This window comes from Ruegeria sp. SAZA006, assembly GCF_059613465.1.
This window is the reverse complement of record NZ_JBXWSO010000004.1, coordinates 390,284-413,040: the sequence shown is the minus strand read 5'-3', so window position 1 is coordinate 413,040 and position 22,757 is coordinate 390,284. Positions and strand designations below refer to the sequence as shown.

At 62.0% G+C, this 22,757-nt stretch carries 21 protein-coding genes and 1 riboswitch; of the genes, 7 read left to right on the top strand and 14 right to left on the bottom strand.

Annotated elements, in window-relative coordinates; translation table 11 throughout:
• Positions 1-36: 36 nt before the first annotated feature.
• From glyS to AC2FNZ_RS04730, 4 genes are read right to left on the bottom strand one after another with little or no spacing between them, the layout of a single operon-like run.
• Positions 37-2,196 carry a glycine--tRNA ligase subunit beta gene (gene glyS, locus AC2FNZ_RS04745; protein ID WP_496839700.1) on the bottom strand — a complete coding sequence of 720 codons (2,160 nt, stop codon included), beginning with the start codon at positions 2,194-2,196 and terminating at the stop codon, positions 37-39.
• 9 nt (positions 2,197-2,205) lie between these two features.
• Positions 2,206-3,417, bottom strand: coding sequence for a sodium/glutamate symporter (gltS, locus tag AC2FNZ_RS04740; protein ID WP_496839699.1), 1,212 nt, complete (start codon positions 3,415-3,417; stop codon positions 2,206-2,208).
• A 9-nt stretch (positions 3,418-3,426) separates the two neighbouring features.
• Positions 3,427-3,951: a DUF6446 family protein gene (locus AC2FNZ_RS04735; protein ID WP_480720772.1), complete on the bottom strand. Its 525-nt coding sequence runs from the start codon at positions 3,949-3,951 to the stop codon at positions 3,427-3,429.
• A gap of 31 nt (positions 3,952-3,982) precedes the next feature.
• Entirely contained in the window at positions 3,983-4,912 is a 930-nt protein-coding gene (locus AC2FNZ_RS04730; RefSeq protein WP_170458593.1) for a glycine--tRNA ligase subunit alpha, read from the bottom strand.
• Positions 4,913-5,118: 206 nt separating this feature from the next.
• On the opposite strand from AC2FNZ_RS04730, the gene AC2FNZ_RS04725 reads away from it, so the two are divergent.
• Positions 5,119-6,864: a serine protease gene (locus AC2FNZ_RS04725; protein ID WP_496839698.1), complete on the top strand. Its 1,746-nt coding sequence runs from the start codon at positions 5,119-5,121 to the stop codon at positions 6,862-6,864.
• A gap of 55 nt (positions 6,865-6,919) precedes the next feature.
• On the opposite strand, the gene AC2FNZ_RS04720 is transcribed toward AC2FNZ_RS04725, so the two are convergent.
• From AC2FNZ_RS04720 to metZ, 5 genes are all read right to left on the bottom strand, one after another.
• Positions 6,920-8,500 carry a thiamine pyrophosphate-binding protein gene (locus AC2FNZ_RS04720; RefSeq protein WP_496839697.1) on the bottom strand — a complete coding sequence of 527 codons (1,581 nt, stop codon included), beginning with the start codon at positions 8,498-8,500 and terminating at the stop codon, positions 6,920-6,922.
• Positions 8,500-9,948 carry a TrkH family potassium uptake protein gene (locus tag AC2FNZ_RS04715; protein WP_480633303.1) on the bottom strand — a complete coding sequence of 483 codons (1,449 nt, stop codon included), beginning with the start codon at positions 9,946-9,948 and terminating at the stop codon, positions 8,500-8,502. The genes AC2FNZ_RS04720 and AC2FNZ_RS04715 overlap by 1 nt, the downstream gene beginning before the upstream one ends.
• 52 nt (positions 9,949-10,000) lie before the next feature.
• On the bottom strand, positions 10,001-10,567 hold the full coding sequence (locus AC2FNZ_RS04710) for a hypothetical protein (RefSeq protein ID WP_496839696.1): 567 nt from the start codon (positions 10,565-10,567) through the stop codon (positions 10,001-10,003).
• A 319-nt stretch (positions 10,568-10,886) separates the two neighbouring features.
• Complete coding sequence (gene folE2, locus AC2FNZ_RS04705; protein WP_496839694.1) at positions 10,887-11,990, bottom strand: GTP cyclohydrolase FolE2; 1,104 nt, start codon at positions 11,988-11,990, stop codon at positions 10,887-10,889.
• A gap of 192 nt (positions 11,991-12,182) precedes the next feature.
• Positions 12,183-13,373, bottom strand: coding sequence for an O-succinylhomoserine sulfhydrylase (metZ, locus tag AC2FNZ_RS04700; protein ID WP_496839693.1), 1,191 nt, complete (start codon positions 13,371-13,373; stop codon positions 12,183-12,185).
• Between the two features lie 67 nt (positions 13,374-13,440).
• Positions 13,441-13,518: riboswitch (SAM riboswitch) on the bottom strand.
• A 105-nt stretch (positions 13,519-13,623) separates the two neighbouring features.
• On the opposite strand from metZ, the gene AC2FNZ_RS04695 reads away from it, so the two are divergent.
• The gene (locus AC2FNZ_RS04695; RefSeq protein WP_093963004.1) at positions 13,624-14,322 is read left to right on the top strand and encodes a glutathione S-transferase N-terminal domain-containing protein; all 699 of its coding nucleotides are present in this window, start codon (positions 13,624-13,626) and stop codon (positions 14,320-14,322) included.
• A 129-nt stretch (positions 14,323-14,451) separates the two neighbouring features.
• Positions 14,452-15,519 (top strand): Hint domain-containing protein, encoded by a 1,068-nt coding sequence (locus AC2FNZ_RS04690; RefSeq protein WP_496839692.1) that lies wholly within the window; start codon positions 14,452-14,454, stop codon positions 15,517-15,519.
• Between the two features lie 49 nt (positions 15,520-15,568).
• On the opposite strand, the gene AC2FNZ_RS04685 is transcribed toward AC2FNZ_RS04690, so the two are convergent.
• The 3 genes from AC2FNZ_RS04685 to AC2FNZ_RS04675 form a co-directional block, all read right to left on the bottom strand.
• A complete protein-coding gene (locus tag AC2FNZ_RS04685) occupies positions 15,569-16,381 on the bottom strand; it encodes a class I SAM-dependent methyltransferase (protein WP_496839691.1) in 813 nt (270 codons plus the stop codon).
• 39 nt (positions 16,382-16,420) lie between these two features.
• Positions 16,421-16,858: an OB-fold nucleic acid binding domain-containing protein gene (locus AC2FNZ_RS04680; RefSeq protein WP_093962512.1), complete on the bottom strand. Its 438-nt coding sequence runs from the start codon at positions 16,856-16,858 to the stop codon at positions 16,421-16,423.
• Between the two features lie 102 nt (positions 16,859-16,960).
• Positions 16,961-17,275 carry a hypothetical protein gene (locus AC2FNZ_RS04675; RefSeq protein WP_093962513.1) on the bottom strand — a complete coding sequence of 105 codons (315 nt, stop codon included), beginning with the start codon at positions 17,273-17,275 and terminating at the stop codon, positions 16,961-16,963.
• A gap of 262 nt (positions 17,276-17,537) precedes the next feature.
• Here AC2FNZ_RS04675 and AC2FNZ_RS04670 point away from each other — a divergent pair, with 262 nt between their 5' ends.
• Both AC2FNZ_RS04670 and AC2FNZ_RS04665 read left to right on the top strand, forming a co-directional pair.
• Complete coding sequence (locus tag AC2FNZ_RS04670) at positions 17,538-17,861, top strand: 2Fe-2S iron-sulfur cluster-binding protein (protein ID WP_496839690.1); 324 nt, start codon at positions 17,538-17,540, stop codon at positions 17,859-17,861.
• A 32-nt stretch (positions 17,862-17,893) separates the two neighbouring features.
• Entirely contained in the window at positions 17,894-18,640 is a 747-nt protein-coding gene (locus AC2FNZ_RS04665) for an FG-GAP repeat domain-containing protein (protein ID WP_496839689.1), read from the top strand.
• A 78-nt stretch (positions 18,641-18,718) separates the two neighbouring features.
• On the opposite strand, the gene purD is transcribed toward AC2FNZ_RS04665, so the two are convergent.
• The gene (gene purD / locus AC2FNZ_RS04660; RefSeq protein WP_496839688.1) at positions 18,719-19,981 is read right to left on the bottom strand and encodes a phosphoribosylamine--glycine ligase; all 1,263 of its coding nucleotides are present in this window, start codon (positions 19,979-19,981) and stop codon (positions 18,719-18,721) included.
• Positions 19,982-20,055: 74 nt separating this feature from the next.
• Between purD and xseA the strand changes: the two genes are divergently transcribed.
• On the top strand, positions 20,056-21,549 hold the full coding sequence (gene xseA, locus AC2FNZ_RS04655) for an exodeoxyribonuclease VII large subunit (RefSeq protein WP_496839687.1): 1,494 nt from the start codon (positions 20,056-20,058) through the stop codon (positions 21,547-21,549).
• Positions 21,550-21,562: 13 nt separating this feature from the next.
• On the opposite strand, the gene AC2FNZ_RS04650 is transcribed toward xseA, so the two are convergent.
• Positions 21,563-21,955, bottom strand: coding sequence for a hypothetical protein (locus AC2FNZ_RS04650; protein ID WP_496839686.1), 393 nt, complete (start codon positions 21,953-21,955; stop codon positions 21,563-21,565).
• 127 nt (positions 21,956-22,082) lie between these two features.
• Here AC2FNZ_RS04650 and AC2FNZ_RS04645 point away from each other — a divergent pair, with 127 nt between their 5' ends.
• Positions 22,083-22,718: a lysoplasmalogenase gene (locus tag AC2FNZ_RS04645; RefSeq protein ID WP_496839685.1), complete on the top strand. Its 636-nt coding sequence runs from the start codon at positions 22,083-22,085 to the stop codon at positions 22,716-22,718.
• Positions 22,719-22,757: the final 39 nt, after the last annotated feature.

Here is a 22,757-nt window from a genome sequence, read left to right as displayed (position 1 = left end):
CTTCCGCGCAAGGGCCTTGTGGGCGCGCCCTTTGGGTCAGCCTTCGATCTTGGTCAGGTCCGCGACGCTGGAGCAGATCTGGCGGATCTGGCTCAGCAGATTCAGGCGGTTGCGGCGCAGCACGGCATTGTCGGAGTTGACCTGGACGTCCTCAAAGAACGCGTCGATCGGCCCACGCAGCGCGGCCATCGCCGCCATTGCCGCCGGGAAATCCTCGGCCTTGAGTGCCGGTGCGATCTTGGCCTGCGCCTCATCCAGCGCGGCGAACAGGGCCTTTTCGCTGTCGGTTTCGGCGAATTTCAGATCGGCACCGAAAGAGTATTCGACCCCGTCCTTTTCCTCGGCCTGGGTCAGGATGTTGTTGGCCCGCTTGAACCCCTGCACGAGGTTTTCGCCATCCTCGGTCGCGATTACCGCATTCAACGCGCGGGCGCGTTTGACCAGCAGGTTGAAGTCGTCATTGCCGTCCATCGCAATGCAGGCGTCGATCACGTCGTGGCGAATGCCCTCGTCGCGCAGGAAGACCTTGAGGCGGTCGTGGAAGAACGAGAGGAGCTCATATGCAATCTCGGTCGGACTACGTTCATCGGCACCACCGATGGAATCAAAGTCTTCAATACTGTCGAAGTCCTGTACATCATCGATTGTCCGTGCTCGCGCCGCTTCTTGGTTGCGCGTCATTTGAGTAACTAGAAAAGCGAGCAATGGGAGACGAAGTTCATTGGTTGCGGTCAACCGGATTACCCCCAACGCCGCCCTTCGCAGCGCAAATGGGTCTTTCGAGCCGGTTGGCTTTTCGTCAATCGCCCAGAAGCCCGTCAGCGTGTCCAGCTTGTCGGCCAGCGCCACGGTCACCGACAGCGGCACGGTGGGCACGTCATCCGACGGGCCCAGAGGCGAGTAATGCTCCTGCGCCACGGCGGCCACGGCGGCGTCTTCGACGGCGGCTTGGATGTAATAACGGCCCATAAGCCCCTGAAGTTCTGGGAATTCATAGACCATTTCCGAACTCAGATCGGCCTTGGCCAGCCGCGCGGCCGTCTCGGCCTGGTCCGGGTCGGCGCCCGTCACCGGGGCCAGTTCACGCGCCAGCGCAGCAATGCGGTTGATCCGCTGGGCCTGGGTGCCCAGCTTGTTGTGGAAGGTCACGTTCTCCAGCGCACGGGTCCATTGCGTGATGTCTGCCTTGGCAACGCGCAGATCATTTTCCCAGAAGAATTTCGCATCGGCCAGACGGGCCGACAGCACCTTCTGGTTTCCGGCCAGAATGGTCGCCCCGTGATCGGCGGTTTCGCGGTTGGCCACGGTGATGAACCGTTCGATCCGCCCCGTCTTGGGATTGCGGACCGAGAAGAATTTCTGGTGCTCTTTCATCGAGGTCTGCAGCACCTCGGGCGGCAGGTCGAGGAATTCATCGTCGATCTGCCCCATCAGCACCACCGGCCATTCGACCAGCCCGGCCACCTCGGCCAGCAGGCCCTTGTCCTCGACCACCTCCAGACCGGCGGCAAAGGCTATGTTCTGTGCGTCGTTCCAGATGTGCTCGGCCCGTTCCTCGGGCGAGAGCACGACATAGGCGCGCTTCAGCTTGGCGGCGTAATCCTCGAACCCGGCCACGGCAAACCGGCCCGGCGCCATGAAGCGGTGGCCCTCGGTGGTGTCGCCGGCGGTGATCCCGTCGACCTCCATCGGCACGACCTGCGCGCCGCTTTCATCGCTGAGGATGCACAGGATCGAATGCAGCGGCCGCACCCAGCGCAGGGCCCCGCTGCCCCAGCGCATGGATTTCGGCCAGGGGAAGTTGCGGATCGTGTCAGCCAGAACCTCGGCCACGATCTCGGCCGCCGGGCGCCCCGGTTTCTCGATCGTCGCGAAATAGACTGCACCTTTGGGCGTGTCCCGTTCCTCCAGCTGGTCGCTGCTGATCCCAGCGCCACGCAAGAAGCCATCGATGGCCTTGTCCGGCGCGCCAACCTTGGGGCCCTTGCGCTCTTCACGGATGGTGGGGCTTGCGGCCAGAAGCCCCTCGACCGCCAGCGTCAGGCGGCGCGGCGTGGTCAGGGCATGGGCATGGGCATAGGTCAGACCGACCTCGACCAGACCATCGGTGATCCGTTTTTTCAGATCTTCGCCGGCGCGGGTCTGCATGCGCGCGGGGATTTCCTCGGAAAACAGTTCGATCAGCAGGTCGGGCATTTTCGATCCTTAGAAATTGACGATCGTCTGGATGACGATGGCATTGGCGATATCCACGAAGAATGCGGATACAAGGGGGAGCACGATAAAGGCAATAGGCGAAGGCCCGTATCGCTTGGTTACGGCGGTCATATTGGCAATTGCGGTCGGTGTCGCGCCCAGCGCGAAGCCGCCGAACCCCGCCGCCAGCACGGCTGCGCGGTAATTGGCGCCCATGACCGGGAACAGAACCCAGATCACGAAAGCCACTGCAAACAACGTCTGCGCCGTCATGATCACCACGATGGACAGGCCCAGATCGGCGATGGTCCACAGCTGCAGGCTCATCAGCGACATGGCCAGAAACGCGCCCAGCGCGAATTCCGAGATCAGCGCCAGCGACGGTGTGCGCGACACCGGCGCGGCGCGCGGGGCCAGCAGCGGGCGTAGGTTGCCAATTACGATGCCCATGATCAGGCAAGGCACGAACAGCGGCAGTTTCAAACCCGCGGCCAGGATCACCTCGGACAGAGCATAGCCCGCGATGATGGCTATGTTCAGGTACAGCAGCACCCGCATCACCGTCAGGTGGTCGATCTTCGCGGCCGCATCTGACGGCTCGTCGGGTACGCCGATCGTGTGTTCCTCGTCCGGTCGGTTTGGCGTCAGGTCGCGCCCTTCGATCAACAGACGCGCGATGGGGCCTCCGACCAGTGCAGCCAGAACAAGCCCGAGGGTCGCAACGGCCACCCCCAGTTCGGTCGCACCCTCAAGCCCGGTCACCTGCCCGACCTCGGGCGCCCAGGCGATGGCGGTGCCATGGCCGCCGATCAGGGCGGCCGAGCCGAACAGAACGCCGGACTGCGCCGGATAGCCGAAGGCCACCGCCCCCGCTGCGCCGATCAGGTTCTGCGCCACGATCGTCAGCAACGTCAGGATCAGCAGTAGCAGCAGAGGCTTTCCGCCCGCGATCAGGTCGGACAGCCGGGCGTTCAGGCCGATCCCGGCAAAGAACAGCACCAGCAGGAAATCCCGCGCGGTCAGGTCGAACTCCAGTTCCATCCCGAACAACAGATAAAGCGTCAGAACCACCAGCGAGGCCAACAGACCTCCGGTCACGGGTTCGGGAATGTTGAATCGGCGCAGTACCTCGGCGCGGGCGTTGATCTCGGCGCCCATCAGGTAGACGGCAAAGCCCAGCGTTGCCGTCAGAAATCCGGGGATTTCAACGATGAACCCCATCCCGACCACTCAGTTTTCCGGTCGGGGCGGGCACTCTTCGCCGACAACCGTTCCGTCATAGGCCTTTTCGCCGCAGTTGTTCAGGGCATGCCAGGCAAAGCCCGAGCCGTCCTGCGTCACCGCGACGATCCGATCAACGCCGTAGTGGATGTTCTTGACCCCTATGAACGCGCGGGCGGATCCGTTCGCCAACGCCTTGGCCAGAGCAGCCGCATCATAGCAGTCGAACCAACCCGGGGCCGTCAGCGGCTCGGCCTTTTCGGCGCTCATGTAGCGGACGGCCAGCTGTTCCGGCTTCAGATCTGTCTGGAAACACGCCCGATACCGGATCGGAGAGCTGTCGGCGTCGATCGCCTGAAACGCGCTGTAGGCTATGGGCACAGGTTGGCCGGTCGCGGTTTCGGTCAGAACAACATCCTGACCGGGTGAGGGTTCGACCTCGTAGTAGTAGCCGTAGACCTGCAGGTAATACATGCTGACGCCAGCGATGACGGCGCAAGCGACCAACAGAATTGCCAGCATTTTCCCGGTCATGCGCGATCCTCCTGTGGGGTGCGACGGGCCATCAGGCCTCAAAACCTGCGGCTTCGGTCTGCACGAAGGCATCGGCGCATTGCTTGGCCAGCGCGCGCACCCGCCCGATATAGGCCTGCCGCTCGGTCACCGAGATCACGCCGCGCGCGTCCAGGAGGTTGAAGATATGGCTGGCCTTGATGCACTGGTCATAAGCAGGATGCGCCATGATGATGCGCTTGCCCGTTTTGGGGTCAACGTTATCCTGGCTCAGGATCGCGGCGCATTCTTCCTCGGCCTCTTCGAAGTGGCGCAGCAGAACTTCGGTGTTGGCCACGTCAAAGTTCCAACGGGCGTATTCCTCTTCGGTTTGCTTGAAGATGTCGCCATATGTCAGCGGGCTGGGTGATTGCGGGTCGTTGAAGGGCATGTCCATTACGTGGTCGATGCCCAGCACATACATCGCCAGACGTTCCAGACCATATGTCAGCTCGCCCGAGACAGGCGCGCAGTCATGGCCGCCGACCTGTTGGAAATAGGTAAACTGGCTGACTTCCATGCCGTCGCACCAGACCTCCCAGCCCAGGCCCCATGCGCCCAGGGTGGGGCTTTCCCAGTCATCCTCGACGAAACGGATGTCGTGCAGGTCCATGTCGATGCCGATGGCCTGAAGGCTGCCCAGATACAGCTCTTGCAGGTCCGGCGGGCTGGGTTTGATCAGCACCTGGTACTGATAGTAATGCTGCAAGCGGTTGGGGTTTTCGCCATAACGGCCATCGGTCGGACGGCGCGACGGTTGAACGTAGGCCGCAGCCCAAGGTTTGGACCCCAAAGCCCGCAGGGTGGTTGCAGGGTGGAATGTACCGGCACCGACCTCCATGTCGTATGGCTGCAGGATGGCACAGCCCTTCGAGGCCCAGTAGTTCTGAAGCCGCAGGATGATTTCCTGAAATGAACGTGGTGCGCTGGACGGTTCGGTCATGACATTCCCTTTGGGCGCGGATTTGCCCGGTTCCGGTCGGTTTTGCCCTTCCTATGCAAGGGGCCAAGGGGCGTCAACGGGCCAATGCCCGCCTGCTGTCACTGTGCCGCCACACCAGAAATTCCCCGTATCGTGGGCATAGCGTTTTCACCCCTGAATCGCGTAAGTTGAGACAAAGCCAAAACACTGCATAAAACGGGCAGAAAATGACACGCATATTCGTTGCAATTCTTTTACTGATTACAGTCGGCCTGCGCGCTGCGTATGCTCAACAGGGGGCTGACGCAGGCGTCTGGGTTCAGGTCGAAGCGCAGCCATCGCTGCGCGAGGCGCAGGACCGGGCGCAAGTCTATGCCAATGCCCTGCCCGACGTGAACGGGTTCCGCCTGAACAGCGGCTGGTACGCCATCGTGATCGGCCCCTATCTGCGGGCCGACGCCGAGCAGGTGCTGCGCGTCTACCGGGCCGAACGGCAGATCCCCTCAGACAGTTTCATCACCTTTTCAGGCGCCCTTGGGCAGCAGTTCTGGCCAATTGGCGCCAACGTCCTGAACCGCGGCGCAATCACAGCGCCCGTTCAGCCCGAGCCGCAGCCAAAGCAGCCTCAGGCCGGTCTGACGCCGCAACCTTCGGACGAGACGAGATCACAGGCCCTGCAGTCCGAGCGGCTGCTGAGCGGACAGGAACGAAAAGACCTGCAAACCGCATTGCAGGCTGCCGGGTTCTACAGTTCGACCATTGACGGGGCATTCGGCCAAGGTACACGCCGGTCGATGGCGGAATGGCAGCGGTTCAACGGCTTTGAACCGACCGGCGTCCTGACGACGGCACAGCGCAAGGCCCTGATGGATGACTACAACGCCCCGCTAATCAGCGTCGGCATGGCCCGTCACGTTGATGATCGCGCCGGGATTTCCGTCGATCTGCCGCTTGGGGTAATTGCCTTCGACCGATACGAGGCGCCGTTCGCGCATTTCAATTCCAGCGGGGATCTGGACGCACGGGTCGTTTTGATCAGCCAGGAGGGCAGCAAAACCACTTTGCGCGCGCTGTTCGAGGCGATGCAATCGCTCGAGATCGTGCCGCTGAACGGCCCGCGTGAGCTGCGTGGCGACAGGTTTACCATCGAAGGCCGTGGCAACGGGATCGTATCCTATACACAGGCCAATCTGAGCGACGGCAAGATCAAAGGCTTCACCCTTGTTTGGCCCGAAGACGATGACGCACGCCGCGCCCGGGTTCTGGCCGCAATGACCGCCAGCTTTGAAACCACCGATGGTGTTCTTGATGCTGCGGCTGGCGCCAATGCCGAGCAAAGCATCGACTTGATGTCCGGTCTGCAACTCAGAAAACCAAGGTTGTCGCGATCGGGCTTTTTCGCCGATCCCAACGGTCTGGTCCTGACCGTGGCGGAGGCGGTGCAGAACTGCACCCGCGTCACCCTTGAGGACGGTCAGGAACTGCAAACCGCGTGGAGCGATCCCGAACTGGGCATAGCGGTCCTGCGCCCCAACAAGACGCTGGCACCGATGGCCGTTGCGGCTTTGAACGAAGCCCAGCCTCGCCTGCAATCCGAAGTGGCCGTCGCGGGATACTCATATGAGGGCGCTTTGGGGGCTCCGACCCTGACCTACGGCAAGATCGCCGATATCCGCGGGCTGAACGGAGAGGCCGGCGTGACCCGCCTGAGCCTGACCGCACAACCCGGAGACGCAGGCGGCCCGGTATTCGATGATCACGGCAACGTGGTCGGAATGCTGCTGCCTGCGCAGACCGAGGGGCGCACCCTGCCCCGCGATGTCAGCCTGGCTGCCGCGGCCGATCGCCTTCACGAGATCCTGTCAAAGGCCGGGGCAACCGCCCAGACCGCGCAGGAAACCGGCCAAGTTTCGCCTGACGAGTTGAACCGCCGCGCGACTGGCATGACCGTGCTGGTGAATTGCTGGGGCTGACCGGAAGTCACGAACAGAATTTGAAGGCGCCGCAGGATGTTGCGGCGCCTTTTTTTCATCCCTTCAAGATATCGGGCGTGACGTGCACAAGGGTCGGCACTGGTGCGTCAAAGGCCGCACGAACGGCAGCCTGCATTTCCGGCAGCGAGTTCGGAGCGGCCGACCGCGCTCCGAAAGCCTCGGCCAGCTTGCAGAAATCCGGGTTGCGCGCGACAACGGCATTCGGAGCAATCTGGCTACCGACCATGCTATCCTCGATCTCTTTCAGCTTACCGTTGTCCCAAAGGATGATGGGCAGCGACAACCCCAGCTCGACCGCCGCACCCAGTTCCTGCATCGTATAATGGAACCCGTAGTCACCGGCGATCACGGCAGTTGGCTTTCCGCGCCGCGCAACCGCGCCGCCGATCCCGGCCGGCAGCGCATAGCCCAGGGTGCCGAACCCGGTCGGGTGGTGCCAGTGGTATGGGCGCGCCATGTCCCAGACCTCTTTCGCAACATAGGCGAACTGGGTCATGTCGGAATAGATCATGGTGTCGGCGGGCATCGCTGCACGCAAGGCGTCGGCAACCGGCACGATACCCGGTCTTTCCGCGTCGACCTCGGCGCGCCAGCGCGCGCGGGCTTCGGCCACCTCTTCCGGCGACCAGCCGATGGCCGGTTTGCAGTCTTGGGTCGCGGACCACAATGCATGGGCAAAACTTTCGCCGTCGGCCTGCAGCTTGACGGCCGCCCGGTGCCGGTCGGCCAGCACCTCGGGGTCGAGGTCAACCCGCACCAAAGTCGCGTTGTGGCCCAACCGGTCGCGCCAAAGGTCGACCTCACCCAATTCGGCACCGACCGCGATGACCAGATCGGCCGACCCAATCACCTCGGCACTGCCGGGTCGCGGCAAGGTCGCACCAAAATCAAGGGCATAGCCGGTGCCGACCAACCCACGTCCCGCATAAGTGGTGAAACAGGCCGCACCCAGCTGAGACAGAATCTGCCGCCAAAGGTTCGACCGCGACCCACCACCCAGTATGAACAGCGGCCGCCGTGCGATGTTCAGCAGCGACAGAACCGGCGCAATGTCCGGCGCCAGAGCCTTCACCCGCACCGCGTCCTGGTTTGGAAAAGGAGCGGGGTCGGCCTCGGCCTCCAATTGCGCAATCGGGACCTGGATATGCTTGGGGCGGGGGCGTTTCAGCGCGAACTCCTCAAAAGCGCGTTCGATCAGGCCATAGGCTGATTGCGCGTCGTTTGCCTGACAGGACCAGTCGGTCACGCATTCAGCGGCCGCGCGCTGGTCTTTCATCTGGTGCAACTGGCCACGCTGCGCCTGAGTTTCGCCCAGACAGGACGACAGAACCAGCATCGGAACCGAGTCGGTATAGCTCTGCCCCATCGGCGTCATGACGTTGCACAGGCCAGGACCGGTGATCACGTAGGCGACGCCGGGCTTGCCCGTCGCCCTTGCATAACCGTCAGCCATGAAGCCCGCGCCTTGCTCATGCCGCGCCAGCACATGAGTAATGCCCGCTTCTTCGATTCCACGGTACATTTCCTGATTGTGCACACCGGGAATGCCGAAAATGACTTCGACCCCCCGATCCTTGAGCATGTGCGAGATTTGGGCGCCCAATGGTCTTTTCATCAGCCTCTCCAGAACCGAATGGTGAACAGGACATACACAGCCATCAGCTCCAGCCGGCCGGTCAGCATTCCGAAGGTCAGCAACCACTTGGCCGTGTCGTTCAGCCCTGCGAAATTCCCTGCGGGGCCGATCTGATCACCCAAGCCGGGGCCGACATTGGCAAGCGCCGTCGCTGCACCGGATACTGCCGTGATGAAATCCAGACCAGTCAGCGCCAGCGCCCACGACAACGCCCCCAGCGACAGCGCGAAGAACATGAAAAAGCTCATGACCGATGTCAGGACATCGCGGCTGATGGCGCGGCCATCATATTTGGGAACGAACACCCCGTGCGGTGACCGAATCCGGCTGATCTGAGCCTTGATGGAAGCAATCAGCAATTGATAGCGGAAGATCTTGATGGAGCAGGCCGTCGAACCGGCGCAACCACCGATCAGACCGATCATGAAAAACATCATGATCGGAAAACTGCCCCAGGTCATGTAATCGACACTGGCATAGCCAGTGCCGGAAATGATCGAGGTGATGTTGAACAGCGACTCGCGCACCGCCTGTTCCCAGTGGTGCGGAAAGACCGATGTCAGAAAGACCGCCATGATCACCACCAGAACGGCAATCGTGGCCAGAAAGGCCCTGATCTGGCTGTCTTCCAGGATCGAGCTTGTCCGGCCGTTGACGAACTGCACATACCGCACGAACGGCAGCGCAGCCAGGATCATGAATACGGACGCGGCGTATTCCGCGGGCCCCGAAAACGTTCCGAACGAAGCATCATAGTTCGAGAACCCGCCAGTGGACACGGTTGTGAACGCATGAACGACCGCGTCGAAAAAGTTCATGCCCAAACCGGCATACACCAAGGCGCAAGCTACGGTCAGGAAAACATAGATCAGCGAAATCTGGCCCGCGATCTCTTGCGCGCGCGGAAGGATTTTCCCCATGGTTTCAAACCCTTCCGAGCGGAAGATCTGCATACCGCCGACCTTGAGCTCGGGCAGGAAGACCATGGCCACGACGATGATGCCGATCCCGCCCAGCCATTGCAGCAAACCGCGCCACAAAAGCAGGCCACGCGGCAGATCATCCAACCCGGAAATAACGGTCGAACCGGTGGTGGTCAGCCCCGACATGGCTTCGAAATAGGCATCGACAAATCGCAGTTCGGTCTCACCGAACACGAAGGGGATTGCCCCGAAAAGCGGCAGCGCGACCCAGACGCCGGTGGTCAGCAAAAAGGTCTGACGGATGGTCAGCCCCTCGCCCACACCATTCGAGCAGCTCATGGCCAGAACCACGCCGGTCAGGATGGTGATGACACCGCTTTCAAAGAAAACGTTCCACTCGCCCCGACCCTCGATGATGTCCGCAAGCATCGGCAATAGCATGGTCGCCCCAAGTATGGCGACCAGCAAGCCAATCACATATCCGACCGGGCGAAGATCCATCATGACGGGCAGCGTTGGCGCGCCGGCCCGAAAGTGTCAAGCAGATGATCTGTGATCAGTCGTCCATTTTTTCAGCCACGGGTGGCATGGCCGGTGGCTTGGACGGCGCACGCGTGCGGCGCGTGGCCGGATTCGGTGCCTCGGCTGGTTTGGTTGTTGCAGCCTCTACGGGCTTTTTGGCCTTGGCTGCTTCGGTTGAAGCCACAGGTTTTGCCGCGCTGGGCTTGACCTTGGGCGTCACGGCCGGTGCGGGTTTTTCCGATGCGACCGGAGCAACGCGCCGTGCAGGGGTGGCCGTTGCGGCGGGTTGCGACGGTTTTTTGGCCGGTGCAGGCGGCGTTTTGGGCTTGGCTGGGGCCTTCGCGACCGGTTTCGGTGCGGCTTTTGCAGGTGCCTTCGGCTTCGGAGCCGGCTTTGCGACCGTCTTGGCCTTGGCCCTGACCACAGGTTTCGCCTTCTTCGCGGCGGGTTTGGCTGTGGTTCGCGCCACCGGTTTCTTGGCCGGCTTCACGGCTAGCTTCGTAGGTTCGGTGACCGAAGCAACCGGCATCGGGAACACTGTTTGAGCAAATGCCTGCATCATTTTCATCTGGCTGGTCACGGCATAGCCGGCCAGCCGCAAGGCGGCGGCCTGCAGCTCAAGCTGTTGGGCAATGGGATTCATTCCAAGTCTCTCCTGTAGCAATGAAGCAGCCCGATTTCCGAGGTAGAAAAGCCCTTGCCGTTCCGATCGCGCGGACGGACGAAGGTGTATTGCAGTCCAAGGCGTAACACGTCCCGGGTTCCTTTCGGGGTGGTGCGCCACGACTGACATGGCGCGCCACAGCTGCAGTCACCTTCAATGTATGCAAATAATCGCGCTCATGCAGCATTTTTTGCTGCATTGCGGCAAAAAGGCGCCTACCGCCCTATACACGCCGGTTTTCACGGCGCTTTTCGTGTCAGCCGACGTGGAACAGCGTCGTGAACAAGCGCGGGTCCAGACTGGTGGACGCAAATGTCGGCCCCTCGGTCAGAATCGAGACCGCATCGTGGCTGTGAAGACTTTCCTGATGGCTGGCGATGACCCGGAAGTCGCCCACGTGATGATCGGCCAGCAGCTCGGCACAGAACAGACGCGCGGCATCTTCTACAAAGATGGGGTTGGCGGCGTTCAACTCAGCAAAGGCCTGTTCGTCCTCGCGCTTGACCATCACCTGGGTTTCAGTGGGAACGGCGCGGCGGCACAGGGCGATCAGATCCTCGAACCACAGGCAATCGGCGTCACAATCGACCACGACCGAAATGCGGGCCACGGAACGCTGCGAATGCGGCGTCGCAAGCTGCCCGCGCACCGACCGGGCGTGTTCGCTGAGTTCCAGCGAGCATGGGCAGGTCGAAGAATAGACATAGTCGAGATGCATGATCTTCTGGCGCACGCCGCCCTGTTCGACCAGTTCAAGCGCGATGTCGTAATACTGATATCCCTCAAGCCCCGAACGCAGGCTTTTGACCCGATCGGGATAGGAGAATCGCATCTGAAGCCTTGCATCGAAACTGTCGAGGTCGGTCAGATAATCGCTTAGGGCGGATTCCATCACCTCGAAACTGAACGTACGCTCGGCATGTTTGTAAAAGGACCGCATGATCCGGGACATGTTGATGCCCTTTTTCTCGGCCTCGAGGCTAACGGTGCCCGTAACCGAGGTTTCAAGCGTCAGGTCCGGACCGTTCTTGCTGTGAAACCGGATCGGCAGGCGGAAATTCGAGATGCCCACATGCTGGATCTGCTGTTTCGCACCGCGGATCAGGCTGGACGGGCCGTTCTGGAGATCGGGCAACGCAGATTTGTAGTCTTCATCGACTTTGAAGTCTTCGGGGTATTCACGTGACATCGCAGGGTAGTTGTCCGGCATCAACCCGGGCACCAGGCGCGCCACCGCCGGATCAAGCTGGCTGATCTCGGCCACGCTGGCGCCCTTTGCCCATTTCCGCAAGACCTTGAGAGCCTCAGCGGCCTCGTCCCGATCAGGTTTTTCGTCAATGTCGCGCGAATGAATGTTCATTGGCTGCGTATCCTCGGTGTGTCGTCAGGCCATCTCTGACTGCGGCGGAAACCACAGTGTAACCCAATACGGGTGAGATAGCAGCCCGGATCGAAAAAACCATCGCAAAACCGCCATTTCCGAACGGATTGCGCCCTTTTATCCGGACGACATTGCGCGGTTGCCGATGTGTTCAATGGCGCGTGTGCGCCGTCACACCGCAGCAGCCGACAATGCCTGCCGAATATCCTCCAGCAGATCGTCAGCATCTTCGAGCCCGACAGAAAAGCGGATCAAACCGGGCGTGATGCCCAATTCGTCTTTCTGCGCATCGCTCAACCGCTGGTGCGTGGTCGTTGCGGGATGGGTTGCGATGGACTTGGCATCGCCCAGATTGTTCGAGATCACCGGGATCGTCAGCGCGTTCAAGAACCGGAAGGCCGCGTCTTTGCCCCCCTTGATGTCCAGCGACAAGACCGTACCGCCCTTGCCCCCCAGCTGGCTCTGCACCAGAGCGTTCTGGGCATGAGATTTCAGGCCCGGATACATGATCCGCTCCAGCGCCGGGTGCCCCTCCAGCGCCTCGGCCAGTTTCTGTGCCGTCTCGGCCTGGGCATTGACCCGCAGCGCCAACGTTTCCAGCCCCTTGAGCATGATCCAGGCGTTGAACGGGCTGAGCGCGCCGCCGGTGTGTTTCAGGTAAGGCTCTACCGTGCCGCGGATGAATTCCTTGGTTCCAAGGATCACGCCGCCCAGCGCGCGGCCCTGCCCGTCGATATGCTTGGTGGCCGAGTAAACCACCACATCCGCGCCCTGCGCGATCGCCTGCGAGAACACCGGGGTCGAGAACACGTTGTCGACGATCACGGTGGCCCCCACCGCATGGGCCAGTTCAGCCACCGCGCGAATGTCGATGACTTCGAGCGTGGGGTTCGACATGGATTCGAAGAACACGGCCTTGGTGTCGGGCCGGATCGCGGCCTTCCATTGATCCAGGTCGGTGCCGTCGACAAAAGTTACCTCGACACCATAGCGGGTCAGAATATTCTCCAGAATGTACAGGCACGACCCGAACAGGGCCTTGGCCGAAACCACGTGATCGCCCGCCTTCAGCATCGAGGTCAGCGCTCCGTTCACAGCCGCCATACCGGACGCCGTCGCAAAACCATCCTCGGCCCCCTCAAGCGCAGCGATGCGCTGCTCGAACATCGCAACCGTCGGGTTGCCATAACGGGCATAGATGAACTCGTCCGGGCCAGTCTCGATGAACCGAGCTTCGGCCTGCTCGGCGGAGTCGTAGACGAACCCCTGCGTCAGGAAAATCGCTTCGCTGACTTCGTTGTACTGGCTGCGACGGATACCGCCGTGGACGGCTTGGGTGCGTTTGTTCCAGCTTTCGCTCATGTCTTTACCTTTCGGCCCCGAAACCCGAGGGCAAATCAAAAAAACCCCAGACGCGGTCAAGCGAAAGGGGTCTTTCATCCTGACCTTTTAGCGGTGTTGTTTAGCGTGGCCCGCAATCCGGTAACAAATCGCCACGTGGTTTCTGGATTGCGCATACGCCTCGGGCGCGCGGGCGTCAAGCCGCGACATCCATCGCACACTTGCCCTTTGCGGCGAATGGCTCATGATCGTCCCGCAACACGGAGGCCCCATGACACACCCGATCGACCTGTATTTCTGGCCCACGCCAAATGGCTGGAAAGTATCCATTGCCCTTGAAGAGATGGGGCTGCCCTACCAGACCCACCTCATAAACATCGGCAAGGGCGATCAGTTCGCGCCCGAGTTTCTGAAGATTTCGCCCAACAACCGGATGCCGGCGATCGTCGACCCAGAGGGCCCGGATGGCGCACCGATCTCGGTTTTCGAAAGCGGCGCGATCCTGATGTATCTGGCCCGCAAGACCGGCCGGTTCTACGGATCGACCGAGCGTGACCGGATCGCGGTCGAGGAATGGCTGACGTGGCAGATGGGTGGCGTCGGACCGATGGCCGGACAGGCACACCACTTTCTGAAATATGCCCCCCAGTTGGACCCGCCGCAGGACCTGCCCTATGCCAAGGACCGCTATCGCACCGAGGTTGCGCGCCTGTACGGCGTTCTGGACCGGCGCCTTGCCGACAACGAATATGTTGCCGGCGACTTTTTTTCGATCGCCGATATGTCGATTTGGGGCTGGGCCAGCCTGTGGGAGGGTCAACAGCAAACGCTGGAGGACAAACCCCACTTTGGCCGGTGGCTGGAAACCGTGGGAGCCCGCCCCGGAGTTCAGGCGGGACGTGCCCTGCATGCCGAGCTGCGCGGAGACCATCGCAGCAAAGACGCGCAGAACGTTCTGTTCAAACGGTAGCGTTCACCAAATGCTGAAATTTCAGGCAACTTGGAGCGTATCGCACCTCTTTGTGCATCAAAGCCCTGACGAGAGTTGAATTGCGCGTTTGTCGTTCTGTAACTACAAGCGGTAACAGGGAGTTAAGGTTTGGCGACATTCAATTTCACGGTTCCGATTTACGGGTTCGACCAATGGACCGGCGCATCGACGAACAACACTGTCGGCTATCCCGTCGGAACCACCTTTTCCTTGAATGCCGGTGCCGCACTGACCGTCATCAACGTCGAGGATGACGACGGCACGGCCAGCCAGCTGTTTTCGGACGGTTACATCGACACGCCCGGGGACGGGTCATCGCCCAGTACGGCCAACAACGACCAGGTATTGAGCCAGGCGGTGACGATCAACGGACAGACCTTTCAGCCCGGCGATCAGGTCGAGCTTGAGTTCGGTTTTACGACAACCTCCGGCGACACGTTCTGGGTCATTCGCATCGACGGTGTGAATGTCGGCATCAGCGGTCCCGTCCTGCCGACTCCCGGCACGACCTATGAGGTTGCCGGCAGCAGTGATGGTCAGGCATCGCCGATTTCGAATGTCCCATGCTTTACCGCCGGTACATTGATCACCACCAAGGACGGGACAACAAGGATCGAAGAACTGTCGGTCGGAGATCTGGTTCTGACCTACGCTGGCAGCTATCAGCCGATCCGCTGGATCGGGCGCCGTGAACTGGACAGCGTCGACTTCTCCGCCAATCCGAAACTGGTTCCGATCCGGATCGCCGCCGGCGCGCTCGGCGCAGGGCTGCCAACGCAGGACCTGACCGTTTCGCCCCAGCACCGCATTCTGGTGCGGTCAAAGATCGCGCAACGCATGTTCAATACCAACGAGGTGCTGGTTTCGGCCAAGTCGCTGCTGCCGCTGGACGGTATTGACCGGGTCTGTGCCAAGGAATCCGTTTGCTATTTCCACCTTCTTTTCGACACGCATCAGGTCGTCTTTGCCAACGACACCCCAAGCGAAAGCCTGTTCGCCGGCGCCGAAGCGCTGAAATCCATCCCCGAGGCGGCTCGCGCTGAGATATTGGCCCTGTTCCCCGAGCTTGAGGACCCCGGCTTTGAACCGCGGCCAGCCGCCCTGATTCCAAAGGGTCACAAGCAGCGCGGTCTGATTTCGCGTCACCTCAAGAACGGTCAAGTGCTGCTGGCCTGATCGTCATCGGGTATTTTCTGACCCGGGTCGGAGTGTGCGCGACATAGCGTCAGGTCTTTCGGCAGACGAACGTGGTCGCTGACAGTGGCATCGCCATGCCCTGCGGAGCAAAGGCACGCTTCAATTCAGAGAACATCCGCGCCGCCACGTCCGTGGGATCCACGCCGCCGCGCTCTCGTATTTCATCGACCAACGGGTTGCCAAAAACCAGAGCTTGGGCAAAGGCTTCCGGGTTGACGATGGTCTTCGTCAACCGGATCGTTTCGTGTTGGATATCCGTCCAGCCTGCGGCCCTCAGATCGGCCCGGACAGCCTCGGGGTCACCATAGTGAAACGGTACCTTGTAGAATCCCGGCGGATCCTGCGGAAAGAAATATGCGCCCACATCGTGCGCGACCTGCGAGAACGGATTCTCGGACATCGAGCTCCACACGTTGAAAACATAGCGCCCACCCGGTCTGAGCACCCGCGCCGCCTCATGGAACGAAGCGGGTTTGTCGGGAAAGAACATGACCCCGAACTGGCAGGTAATCATGTCGAACGCGCCGTCTTCGAACGGCAGATTCATCGCGTTGACGACCGCGAACTCGACGCTATCCGCCGCCGTGAACTTGGCCTTTGCAACCTCCAGCATGGGCGCGTTCAGGTCCGAGATCAAAACTTGGGTCTCACTCGGCAGCACATCGCACAGCTTGCGGCTCAGGATCCCCGTGCCCGCAGCCAGTTCGATGGCCTTGGCCACCGGCTCTTCGGCGCAACGGGCGGCAAGTCTGTCCGCGTAGTCAGTGAAGATATTCGGACCCAACCCCTCGTCGTAATGACTTGGAATATTGCCTACGAAACCAGTCGAATTCGTCGACATCTGCGCTCCCCCCCCCCGGCAACCGCATGATGCAAAAGACTAGCCGAAATTGCGCGTTTTGGCGAACTCATTGTGCTCTGCAGTCGGCTGAGGCCGACAGGCATCCGCCCCGTCACCCCGCACCAGCAGGTCCAGCATGCCCGAGATGTCCTCGATCTCTTCCGCGATCACATGGGTCACCGCATGGGCCCGCTGCATCCGCCCGGTCACCCGCAGCAACCGCCCCGAGATCACCGCCCGGCGGAACCGCTCATAGATCTTGCGCCAGACAATCACGTTCACGATGCCGGTCTCGTCTTCGAGCGTGATGAAAATCACCCCTTTGGCCGTACCAGGCCGCTGCCGCAGGATCACCAATCCCGCCACAGCAACCCGCGCACCCTCGGGCGGGTCGTCCAGTCGGTCGGCTGGAAGGCAGGCCGGTGGTCTGGGCCATGGGCGGCCCGAACTGGGCTGTGGTGTCGATGCGATACGCATGAGAACAAAAATAGAACAAATACCTTGAATGTCCAGATGCAGGGGACCGAAACCACAGCCAGAAAGGTCATGCGCTACGCGCGGCCGCAGCGCAGACCAATGTCACTTGGCGTCATGCGCGTTGAACGTGGCCAAACCTTCCCGCAGAACCGCCTTGGCCTTGGCCAGGTCATCCCCGTCCAACGCATCCAGCGCCCGCAAAACGTCACTGCGCAACCGCAGAGCCTTGGGGCCCGGCGCTCCGACCGGATGAAGCTCATCGTCATTCGCTGCTGCCAATGCACCATGGCTGATCCCGTCGATCACCTCCACGATTTTCGCCTGGCTTTCGCCAAACCACGCGGCAATGTCATGCTCGGCATCGCCCCGCTCGTTCATCCCAACCACAATCTTTGCGTCCTGAACCGTCAACGGCATCTGCTCACTCCCTTATCAAATCACGGTCTCACGACCTGAACACAAATCCATGCACGCAACAATCGAAACCGCTATCCGCGCATCAACCTTTGATGGAAAACCCCGGTCAAACCATTCGGTTGCGGCGCGAACGCGTGGAATTTGGGCGACAATGACGGGCCGTTTGCCCGATCACGCCCAGATTGGTCGCAAATGGCACTGGAAAGACCTAAATCCCTTGACTAATGAGGAACCTGAACACCGCAGAAGGAAGACGCGAGCAATGGCAAAGATCACCTATGTCGAGCATGGCGGCACCGAACACACAGTCGAGGTCGCCAACGGCCTGACCGTCATGGAAGGCGCCCGTGACAACAACATTCCCGGCATTGAGGCCGATTGCGGCGGCGCCTGCGCCTGCTCGACCTGTCACGTCTACATCCATCCCGATTGGGTCGAGAAACTGCCTGCCAAGGACGACATGGAAGAAGACATGCTGGACTTCGCCTACGAGCCCGACCCGGCCCGTTCGCGCCTGACCTGTCAGATCAAGGTGACGGAAGAACTGGACGGGCTGGTCGTCCAGATGCCGGAAAAGCAGATCTGATGCGACGGCGCATGCCCCGCTCGTCCGGCGGCATGCGCTGCGGCTTCAAAGCGCCGCGTCCGGCGGTGCGCTTTTGGCCATGCCGCGTGCGCGGCGCGCTGATGGCTGTGTGCCTGTGGCTAGCGGGTCCTGCCTTGGCCGCCGAAACCATAGCGACCGCCCGCTACACGGATCCGACCACCCGCTATCCCCACGGCGTTCTGGGTGACCAGATCGAATGGGGTTCGATTGAACTCACGCTTTCAGATGGCAAACACCGCAGCTTTACGCTGCCCGATCATCTGGTGTTCGAAGACCTCGCTCCCCGGTTGGTCGACGTCACGGGCGACGGTCTTCCAGAAGTCGTCGCGGTGGAGAGTGACGCACGACAGGGCGCTCGGCTTGCCATCTACGGCCCGCAGGGCCGCATGGCGGCGACACCGCATATCGGCACCCGTTTCCGCTGGCTGGCTCCGGTCGGAGCGGCAGACCTGAATCGCGACGGGCATATTGAAATTGCCTATGTCGATCGCCCCCACTTGGCCAAGACCCTGCGCATTTGGCGATTTGCCGACGGCCGACTGACGGAAATCGCCGCGCTCCCCGGCCTGACCAATCACCGGATCGGAGAGGATTTCATTTCAGGCGGCCTTCGTACCTGCAACGGCCAGCCTGAGTTGATCGTCGCCAGCGGCGATTGGCGCCGGATCATTGCTGTCCGCTACGATGGCGGCTGGCAAACCCAGGATCTTGGCCCGTTGAAAAACCGACAAGCCCTTATGAGCGCGCTGAACTGCTGATCCGGGGATTCATCTGGTCAAGAAATCCCGAGGTGAGGCCGTCGGCCGAGGCCCCTTTACCTGCGGACCCTCAAACCGTCAAAGCGCCCGCCACCCGATATCGCGACGATAGAAGCCGCCCGGCCAATCGATGGCCTCGACCATCGCATAAGCGTTGTCACGCGCCTCTTGCAGTGTTGCTCCGCGCGCCGTCACGTTCAGAACCCGGCCCCCTGAGGCCACTATCTGCCCGTCCTGCGCCTTGGTGCCGGCATGAAAGACCATATGGCTGCTGTCCTCGGGCAAGTCATCCAGCCCGTTCATCACGCTGCCTTTTTCATATGCCCCAGGGTAGCCCTGCGCGGCCATCACCACGGTCAAGGCGTGATCGTCGGCCCAGTTGACCCGCACCTCGCCCAGCCGTCCCTCGGCCGCCGCGTGCATCAAATCCAGCGCCTGCGCCCCCAGACGCATCATCAGCGCCTGACATTCCGGGTCGCCAAAGCGCACGTTGTATTCCACCAGCCTCGGCTGCCCGTCCTTGATCATCAGCCCGGCATACAGCACCCCCTGAAACGGCGTGCCGCGCCGGGCCATCTCGGCCATCGTCGGGCGCACGATCTGTTCCATCGCACGTTCCTCGACCTCGGGGCTCAGAACCGGTGCCGGAGAATAGGCCCCCATGCCGCCGGTATTCAGGCCGGTATCGCCCTCGCCCACGCGCTTGTGGTCCTGCGCGGTGCCGACCGACAGGATGTTCTCGCCGTCACACAGCACGAATAGCGAGGCTTCTTCGCCGTCCATGAACTCCTCGATCACCACCTCGGCCCCGGCCCCGCCGAAGGCGCCGCCGAACATGTCGTCCACGGCCTCCAGCGCGGTCGCCTCGTCCATCGCCACGATCACGCCCTTGCCCGCGGCCAGACCGTCGGCCTTGACCACGATCGGCGCACCCTGCTGGCGGATATAGGCCTTGGCCGGCTCGGCCTCGGTGAACCGGGCGTAGGCAGCGGTGGGCGCACCGGCCGCATCGCAGATTTCCTTGGTAAAGCTTTTCGAGGCCTCCAGCCGCGCCGCCTCGGCCGAAGGGCCAAACACCAGGATGCCCGCCTCGCGCAGCCGGTCGGCCACCCCGGCAGCCAGGGGCGCTTCCGGCCCAACGATCACGAAATCAATCGCGTTTTCCTCGGCGAAACTGACCACCGCGCCGCCATTCTCTATATCCAGCGCCGCGCAATCGGCGATCTGCGCGATCCCGGCATTGCCCGGCGCCACGATCAGGCGGTCGCATTTGGGGTTCTGCATCACCGCCCAGGCCAGGCTGTGTTCGCGCCCGCCGCTGCCGAGAATGAGGATGTTCATGAAAGTCTCCGATCTGCTTGGCCTTGCCTGCGCGGCGTTCTAAGCTGCGCGGGCAATCGAAACAAGGCGCTGAAATGTCCGACCTGCTTGACGATCCGATTCCCGGCCAGAATACCCCCGAATACACCGTGTCCGAGATCTCGGGCGAGGTGAAACGCACGCTGGAAGGTACATTTGGCCGAATCCGCGTACGGGGCGAGGTCGGGCGTGTGTTCAAGGCGCGCTCGGGGCATTTGTACTATGACATCAAGGACGACCGGAACGTGCTGGCCTGCACCACCTGGAAGGGCCAGATCGCGGGCCTGTCGGTGGTGCCGGAAGAGGGGCTCGAAGTCGTCGTCACGGGCCGCCTCACAGCTTTTGGCGCGCAGTCGAAATACAACCTAAACGTCGACGAGGTGGCCGTAGCCGGGCAAGGCGCGCTGATGGCGCTGCTGGAAAAACGCAAGAAACAGCTCGAATCCGAAGGGCTCTTCGCGCCCGAGCGCAAGCAGCCCCTGCCCTTCCTGCCGCAGATCATCGGCGTCGTCACCTCGCCCTCGGGCGCGGTGATCCGCGACATCCTGCACCGCCTGCGCGACCGTTTCCCGCGCAAGGTGCTGATCTGGCCCGTGGCCGTGCAGGGCGCCAATTGCGCGGCGGAGGTCGCCAACGCCATTCAGGGCTTCAACCGCCTGACACCCGGCGGCGCGCTGCCCCGCCCCGATCTGATCATCGTCGCCCGCGGTGGCGGCTCGATCGAGGATCTGTGGGGTTTCAACGAGGAAATCGTGGCCCGCGCCGCCGCCGAGTCCGAGATTCCGCTGATCTCGGCCGTGGGGCACGAAACCGACACCACATTGATCGACTATGTCTCGGACCGCCGTGCGCCCACCCCTACCGCCGCCGCCGAACTGGCGGTTCCCGTGCGGATGGAACTGCTGGCCTGGACCGGCGAACAGGGCGCGCGTCTGTCCCGCGCAGCCACCGACGCCGTGCAGCGCCGGGCCCAACGCCTGCGCGATCTGTCGCGCGCCCTGCCGCGCCCCGAGACCCTACTGGATGGTCCGCGCCAGCGACTGGACCTGATTGCCGATCGTCTAGCCCCAGCGTTGCAACGCGGTGTGCAAAACCGCCGCCTGCAGGTGGTGGAACTGTCCGGGCACCTGCGCCCGTCAACGCTGCGCAACCTCGTGGCCGCGCGGCGGGACACGCTGCACAACCTGTCCTCGCGTCTCTCGATCCGCCCGATCCAACGGGACATCCAGCAGCAGCGCGACCGGGTCAACCAACTGGCCCAGCGCATGACGGCCGCGCAGACACTGCGGCTGGACCGGCTTCGCCAGCAACTGGATGCGACCGACCGGTTGCGCGAGACGCTCAGCTACAAGGCCACGCTTCAACGTGGCTATGCCGTTGTGCATGCCGAAAGCGGCGTGGTCACCACAAAGGCACAGGCCAGCAAGCACGCCGCTTTGACCATCGAATTTGCCGATGGAGAATTGAAGACCGCACCGCTGTCCGGGACGACCTCGACCGCCAAGAAACCGTCCAAGCCACCAGCCCCGGATCAAGGGTCGCTGTTCTGACGAAAGCCCACGTTCAGACGCCGACCTCGGGCCCGTAACAGATCATTTCTTCGTCGACGTCGGCTGCTTCATACAGTTCGGTGGCTTCGGGGTTGCCCTCGAACTGCGCGATTAGTCCTTGGGACGAGCGGGTAAAGACCCAGCATTGCGGGTCGGGGCGATCTTCGTAAACAAAGCAAATCTGGTCATTCTGTTCGTACCAGATGCCCTCCTTGCAGTCGCCGTCCAGAAACGACCAGACCACGCGCCGGTTGGGCAAATACCGTTCGACGCCATAGGTCGTTCCACCAAAGCCGTAGAACAGGGTTTTGCCGCGTGTATAGGCATCAAATTCCGCCCCTGTCAGAGACTGCGCGACGACCGGCTGGGCCAGCAAAGATCCGAGAATCAACGAACGTATCCACATCATTTCATTCTGGCAGATGCCACGGCCGCGCGCCAATCTTGGAACGCCCTGCCCCAACGTTATGGGTTGAGCGTAAACTCGGTTCGCGGCGACACTACATTGCATCGGTGCCATCGGAAGGCAGGACATGACGATACTCGTACTCGCAGCGCTAGCCTGTGCCCTGGCCTACCTGGCCCTGACGGCCCGTCCGGCCAGCCTGCTGCGAACGGCGCTGAAAACCGCCAGCGTCGCCCTGTTGGCGGTCGAGGCCGCGGTGCAGTCAGGCCCGCTGCTTCTGATCCTCGCGCTGTCTCTCTGCGCCTTGGGCGACGCCCTTCTGTCGCGTGAGACCGACGGCACCTTCATGGCGGGCATCGGGGCGTTCGCCGCCGGGCATCTGGTTTACATCGCCCTGTTCCTGACCCATCCCGCAGGCGACACCGACCTGATCCTGGACAAACCCGGATACGCCTGGACGCTGGTCATTCTGGGCATCGTGATGGCCACGCTGCTGGCCCCTCGGGCCGGTGATCTGCGCGGACCGGTCCTGGCCTATATCCCGATCATTTTGGGTATGGGCATCACCGTTTTGGCCCTGCCCGAGGCCGGAGCGCTGCGATGGGCTTTACCGGCCGCGATGGCCTTCATCGCCTCGGACCTGATTCTGGCAACCGAAAGGTTCCTGCTGCCGCCCGGACACCCGGCCTTGCGACTGACGCCCTATCTGGTCTGGCCGCTCTACTGGGGTGCGCAGTTCGGCTTTTTCCTCGCCTTCACCTGACCCTTTGCAACTGCCGCCATTCCGCATTAGGTGAAGGGA

Coding starts and splice junctions, on each gene's coding strand:
- glyS (WP_496839700.1), bottom strand. CDS start 2,196: ATGCCCGACCTGCTGATCGAACTGTTTTCCGAGGAAATCCCCGCGCGC.
- gltS (WP_496839699.1), bottom strand. CDS start 3,417: ATGGGGTTCATCGTTGAAATCCCCGGATTTCTGACGGCAACGCTGGGC.
- AC2FNZ_RS04735 (WP_480720772.1), bottom strand. CDS start 3,951: ATGACCGGGAAAATGCTGGCAATTCTGTTGGTCGCTTGCGCCGTCATC.
- AC2FNZ_RS04730 (WP_170458593.1), bottom strand. CDS start 4,912: ATGACCGAACCGTCCAGCGCACCACGTTCATTTCAGGAAATCATCCTG.
- AC2FNZ_RS04725 (WP_496839698.1), top strand. CDS start 5,119: ATGACACGCATATTCGTTGCAATTCTTTTACTGATTACAGTCGGCCTG.
- AC2FNZ_RS04720 (WP_496839697.1), bottom strand. CDS start 8,500: ATGAAAAGACCATTGGGCGCCCAAATCTCGCACATGCTCAAGGATCGG.
- AC2FNZ_RS04715 (WP_480633303.1), bottom strand. CDS start 9,948: ATGATGGATCTTCGCCCGGTCGGATATGTGATTGGCTTGCTGGTCGCC.
- folE2 (WP_496839694.1), bottom strand. CDS start 11,990: ATGAACATTCATTCGCGCGACATTGACGAAAAACCTGATCGGGACGAG.
- metZ (WP_496839693.1), bottom strand. CDS start 13,373: ATGAGCGAAAGCTGGAACAAACGCACCCAAGCCGTCCACGGCGGTATC.
- AC2FNZ_RS04695 (WP_093963004.1), top strand. CDS start 13,624: ATGACACACCCGATCGACCTGTATTTCTGGCCCACGCCAAATGGCTGG.
- AC2FNZ_RS04685 (WP_496839691.1), bottom strand. CDS start 16,381: ATGTCGACGAATTCGACTGGTTTCGTAGGCAATATTCCAAGTCATTAC.
- AC2FNZ_RS04680 (WP_093962512.1), bottom strand. CDS start 16,858: ATGCGTATCGCATCGACACCACAGCCCAGTTCGGGCCGCCCATGGCCC.
- AC2FNZ_RS04675 (WP_093962513.1), bottom strand. CDS start 17,275: ATGCCGTTGACGGTTCAGGACGCAAAGATTGTGGTTGGGATGAACGAG.
- AC2FNZ_RS04670 (WP_496839690.1), top strand. CDS start 17,538: ATGGCAAAGATCACCTATGTCGAGCATGGCGGCACCGAACACACAGTC.
- AC2FNZ_RS04665 (WP_496839689.1), top strand. CDS start 17,894: ATGCGCTGCGGCTTCAAAGCGCCGCGTCCGGCGGTGCGCTTTTGGCCA.
- purD (WP_496839688.1), bottom strand. CDS start 19,981: ATGAACATCCTCATTCTCGGCAGCGGCGGGCGCGAACACAGCCTGGCC.
- xseA (WP_496839687.1), top strand. CDS start 20,056: ATGTCCGACCTGCTTGACGATCCGATTCCCGGCCAGAATACCCCCGAA.
- AC2FNZ_RS04650 (WP_496839686.1), bottom strand. CDS start 21,955: ATGTGGATACGTTCGTTGATTCTCGGATCTTTGCTGGCCCAGCCGGTC.
- AC2FNZ_RS04645 (WP_496839685.1), top strand. CDS start 22,083: ATGACGATACTCGTACTCGCAGCGCTAGCCTGTGCCCTGGCCTACCTG.